The 4,853-nt window shown below is 37.4% G+C and carries 6 protein-coding genes; 2 read left to right on the top strand and 4 right to left on the bottom strand.

The annotated features are described in order from the left end of the window. Together ACOVO2_RS23480 and ACOVO2_RS23475 are read left to right on the top strand one after the other, a co-directional pair. Positions 1–795, top strand: a 795-nt coding sequence (locus ACOVO2_RS23480; protein WP_421772309.1) for an aminotransferase class V-fold PLP-dependent enzyme, incomplete at its 5' end; no start/stop codon positions are given. 54 nt (positions 796–849) lie between these two features. Beyond that, positions 850–1,959 carry a DEAD/DEAH box helicase gene (locus ACOVO2_RS23475; RefSeq protein ID WP_421772308.1) on the top strand — a complete coding sequence of 370 codons (1,110 nt, stop codon included), beginning with the start codon at positions 850–852 and terminating at the stop codon, positions 1,957–1,959. A gap of 83 nt (positions 1,960–2,042) precedes the next feature. Here the strand turns inward: ACOVO2_RS23475 and ACOVO2_RS23470 are convergent, their stop codons facing one another. The 4 genes from ACOVO2_RS23470 to ACOVO2_RS23455 form a co-directional block, all read right to left on the bottom strand. Then, on the bottom strand, positions 2,043–2,933 hold the full coding sequence (locus ACOVO2_RS23470; protein WP_421772307.1) for a hydroxypyruvate isomerase family protein: 891 nt from the start codon (positions 2,931–2,933) through the stop codon (positions 2,043–2,045). 130 nt (positions 2,934–3,063) lie between these two features. After that, positions 3,064–3,738 (bottom strand): hypothetical protein, encoded by a 675-nt coding sequence (locus ACOVO2_RS23465; RefSeq protein ID WP_421772306.1) that lies wholly within the window; start codon positions 3,736–3,738, stop codon positions 3,064–3,066. A gap of 149 nt (positions 3,739–3,887) precedes the next feature. Continuing rightward, positions 3,888–4,475, bottom strand: coding sequence for a DUF3575 domain-containing protein (locus tag ACOVO2_RS23460; RefSeq protein ID WP_421772305.1), 588 nt, complete (start codon positions 4,473–4,475; stop codon positions 3,888–3,890). 78 nt (positions 4,476–4,553) lie between these two features. Continuing rightward, positions 4,554–4,853, bottom strand: a 300-nt coding sequence (locus tag ACOVO2_RS23455) for an AGE family epimerase/isomerase (RefSeq protein ID WP_421772304.1), incomplete at its 5' end; no start/stop codon positions are given.

Here is a 4,853-nt window from a genome sequence, read left to right as displayed (position 1 = left end):
ATAAGCTATGCACAAGACCGAGGCTTCGATGTATTGCTTGATGCTGCGGCTTTTGTCCCTACTTCAAGGCTTGATTTATCGGTCTATAAACCAGATTTTGTTTCGGTTTCTTTCTATAAAATCTTTGGTTATCCGACGGGTATCGGGTGCTTATTAATTCGGAAAACAGCTTTTGATAAACTCCGTAAACCGTGGTTTGCGGGTGGCACTGTAACTTTAGTTTCGGTGGCTGCACAAAAGAAAATTTTGGCTAATAGTCACGAAAGATTCGAAGATGGTACCGTAAATTACACAAATTTACCCGCCATTAAAATCGGACTTGATTATATCGAAAGTATCGGAATAGAACGAATTACTCAACGTATACGTACCCTGACAATTTTTCTACATAAAGAACTTGCAAAGCTCAAGCACAATAATGGGAAATCGTTGGTGAAAATATTCGGTCCAACTGATTTTTCGAACCGTGGAGGTAACATGATAATGAATTTCTTCGATGTGAATGGTCAAGTATTTCCTCTACACAAAATCGAAAAAATGACAGCCGATAATAAGATTTCCATTCGTTCGGGGTGTTTTTGTAACCCTGGAATTGATGAAATCAATAATTTGATAACTAAGGAAGAAATGTCGGAGTATTTTTACAGTCATGAAAAAGGCGATTATTATGATATGATGAAGTTTTTAGGAAAAATGCGTGGAGCTACGCGTGTATCGGTCGGAATTGCCACCACAAAGCAAGATTTACTGAAATTTGTTGAGGTCTTAAAAAACTTAGTTAATCAAGAAGCATAAACTAAAATCGTTGTATTTTATGTACCTTTGTGGCTCAAATAATACAAAAGAGTTTTGGAAACATTCAAACAAATCGGTGTTTCGGAGAATTTGATTAAGGCTTTGGCCGAAATGAAAATCACGAAGCCTACCGAAATTCAAGCAAAAGCAATTCCGTTTTTGCTCAAAAATACATCTGATTTTATTGGCCAAGCCCAAACGGGTACAGGAAAAACCGTTGCCTTTGGTATTCCGCTTTTACAGCGAATAAAACCCAACGACAAGCACATTCAGGCCTTGATTTTATCGCCTACACGTGAGCTTTGTCAGCAAATAGCCAAGCAGATTTTCAAGATGACCAAATACACCGACAAAGTGTTTTCGGAAGCAGTGTATGGTGGTGAAAAAATAGATATTCAGATTCGTAATCTTCAACGTCCGACGCAAATTTTGGTAGCAACTCCAGGGCGTCTGACCGATTTATTGGCCAGAGAAGCCGTTGATTTAACCCACGTCAAAACCGTAATTTTAGACGAAGCCGACGAAATGCTAAGCATGGGTTTTAAAGACGATTTAGATAAAATCTTGAATAAAGTTCATAAAAATAGCAATACTTGGTTGTTTTCGGCAACCTTGCCCGACGACCTCCGTTGGCTGATTATGAAGTATATGTCGCCCGATACGCAGACTATTCAAGTAAGTAAAACTGAAGTAGTTAATGGATTAATTGAACATCAGTTTTTTATCTGTGAACTCAACCAAAAGTTCGATTATTTAGTGCAATTCTTGCAGTCGCAAGGGGCGGCACGAGGCATTGTTTTTTGTCGAACAAAGGCTGATGTTGAGGTAGTTACGAGAAAACTGATAGGAAAGCATTTTGCGGCTGAGGCTATTCACGGAGATTTAGAACAACGTGACCGTGAGAAAGTAATGCGGGCTTTTAAAAACAAAAAAGTACAGATTTTGGTAGCGACCGATATTGCCGCTCGTGGCATTGATATTGAAGCATTGGCCTACGTGGCTCATTATCAATTACCCGACCAAATGGAGTATTACACGCACCGAAGCGGTCGTACGGCTCGTGCAGGCAAGCGAGGAATCTCGATTGCTTTCGTCACTCGTGATGACCTAAAAATGATTAAAGAAATTGAAAAGAAGCTGAATATTAAGTTTACGAAGATATAAAAAGACGATGGTCGATAGACCACAGTCCATAGTTTTGTTGTAGAAAAACTGTGGACTGTTGACCATCGACCGTGGACTGACTATCAAGCAATATCACAAATCGTTACGCCTTGTTTGAGCGATGCGAGAGCATCTGGGCGTTTTGGTACAAATTCTTGTCCTACAAAACCCTTATAGCCCGTTTCTACGATTGCACGCATGATGGCTGGGTAATTTAGCTCTTGTGTATCATCAATTTCAGCACGACCTGGTACACCACCCGTGTGGTAGTGCGAGAAATATTTGTGAGACTTCTTAATCGTTGCAATTACGTCGCCTTCCATGATTTGCATGTGGTAAATATCATAAAGCAACTTAAATCTTTCCGAACCAACTTTATCGCACAACGCAATTCCCCATTTGGTAGTATCGCACATATAATCTTTGTGGTTTACTTTACTATTGAGCAATTCCATCGTTACGGTAATGCCATATTTTTCGGCCGAAGGCATTAATCTTTTTAAACCAATGGCACAGTTTTCGAGCCCTTGTTCGTCCGACATTCCTCTACGATTTCCCGAAAAACAGATAACTTTATCCAGCCCTGCTTCTTTCAATTTCGGGAAGATTTCTTCGTAACTTTTCACCAATTCATCGTGTAGTTTGAGGTCATTGAAACCATCATTGATGCCTTTTCCTGCTCCCCATGGCATGGCACAAGTCAGGCCGTATTTTTTCAAGATTGGCCATTCTTCGGGGCCCTGTAGCTCGATTGATTTGATTCCCATCGCAACGGCTGCTTTGCAGAGGTCTTCCAAAGGAACTTTTGAATAACACCAACGACAAACCGAGTGATTGATTTTGCCGTTGAGGTCGGCACCGAGTGCTTTTTCGTTGGCAGCGAAAACCTCGCTGAATGTCATCGGAGAAAATGCTACGGCTGTTCCTCCAATAATATTTTTGAGTGCCGAACGACGAGATGAATTCGTATTCATTGTTTCTGTAAGGTTTTGATTGAATAGTAACCGTCTGCACCGATGGTCTGACGGAGTATTTAAGTATTGGTTCGGAAAAGTAATTAATTAGTTTGGTTTTACCTTCATGAAGGTAGCAAGATTATTTCTATTATTTATTGATAGACTCTAAGGTTTTAAGAACTCCTTCTACGAAGAGAAGTTTAGAAATATAGGCTAGACCCATTACCCAAAGGTAATCGTTGCGAATCGGTATAAGAAAAACACCACTTACAGATAAAATATTCGATAAAATAATTGTAATAATACTTAATGAGATAGCATAATGAATACCCTTTTTTAAGAATCCATAGATAATAGTTAGACCTAGCTGAATCATGATAATCATAACTAAGACTTGTGTAAGTGTTGCAAATCGAGGGAACAGGAGATAAATAAAGCTTATGGCAATAATCAATGCTACACCGAATCGCCATGAATCATTTTTATTACTTGTGTGTGAATACTTATTAAGTTTTGATAAGATAAAAAGATTAATTTGCCCTTCAATAATATATATACCCGAACTTAGGTTAATAGTAAAAGCATTTGGATTTAATAAGTAACTCTCCCAAATGCCCAAGAAAGAAATAGCTATCGATAATAATAAAAGCCTATCTATAATTTCTATCTTAGGAAATCTCGATTGATAATAATAATAGGCCAGGAGCGGCATTTCAAGCGACTTAAATATAAAAACTAACCAATAATGCTCATTTATTTGACCATAAATATCAAAGAATATCGAGATAAAATAGAGACTAAAAATAATTCTTCTTCGATTCATGAATAATAGAATTACATAGTAATTCTAAGTTTGTTGTTATTAAAATTGCTGAAAAAAATAAATGCTTGAAATTACAAACTTCAAGCATTTATGAATAAAAATTAGTCATTTTTTATTTTCAAAATTATGGAAAGTTGGTTTGTAAGTACTTATCTAAATTTGCCTTTCAGTACCAAAAAGAAATTGATGATGCCCATACCACGAGTAGGCGTGTAGTGTGGAGGTTCCACAAAACCTTTATATTTTACTGGAAAATTCAACTGAGTACCGAAGTCAAGATTAAAGCTTTTATTCAGGAATAAAGACCTACCTAATTGAAGATTTGGACTAAAGATGAAAGATTCTTTGCTTAGTTTTTGGAATAAATCAGGTCCACTGTTAGCACCAGTATCATAGTTCTTGTCATAATAGCTCATAACCGCACCCAAACCATAAAATTTTTGACTTTTACGCTTACTTTTATAATATTTTCGATAATTTATTTTGAGAGCAAAAGCATCTAACGATTTTATCAATGGGCGGCCAGCACACTGAAAACAAAGTGCATAATCTTGTGGGTTATTAAAAGTTGCCCCCAGATTTACGGTGATGCTTTTTGTTGAATCAAAGCGATATTCTACGGGAATATCAAATGTTCGATTGAGAGCAAAAGGAACTACGTTTAGCCCAATACTTACTTTTTCTTTTTGGGCGAAAGTTGTAAGTGTAATCAGAAGTAGGAGTAAAGTTTTTTTCATGGTAGATTTAGAAAGTTGCTACGTTCAAAATTCTTATCAAGAACGTAGCAACTTGTAGAAAGATTATAAAAATAGTTTTTATTCCCCCAACAATTTATTCAATCTCACCACCGACTGCACCATTGCTCGCACATCGTGGTAGTTGATTTTCCATGAATGGCTCATGTGTCGCCAAATTGGTTCACCTTGGCGAGTCATCAATGGCCACCATTCACCCACTTTATGATTAATCATTTTATCGAATACAAAACGGTGAATATTTACGTAAGCATCCCAATATTTTTCGTCTTTCAGATAGCGGTAAGCATCAAGCATTCCGATAAGCATTTCGGCTTGTTGCCAAAACTCTTTTTCTCGGTCATAAACTTCACCAGCGTG

It is taken from the genome of Emticicia sp. (genome assembly GCF_049241225.1).
Taxonomy (GTDB): Bacteria; Bacteroidota; Bacteroidia; order Cytophagales; family Spirosomataceae; genus Emticicia.
Note: the sequence above shows the minus strand (reverse complement) of the source record. Positions and strands in the feature narration are given on the sequence as shown.

What these genes read in the sequence shown, in the direction of transcription:
- ACOVO2_RS23465 (WP_421772306.1), bottom strand. Translation starts at nt 3,738, where the DNA reads ATGAATCGAAGAAGAATTATTTTTAGTCTCTATTTTATCTCGATATTC.
- ACOVO2_RS23470 (WP_421772307.1), bottom strand. Translation starts at nt 2,933, where the DNA reads ATGAATACGAATTCATCTCGTCGTTCGGCACTCAAAAATATTATTGGA.
- ACOVO2_RS23460 (WP_421772305.1), bottom strand. Translation starts at nt 4,475, where the DNA reads ATGAAAAAAACTTTACTCCTACTTCTGATTACACTTACAACTTTCGCC.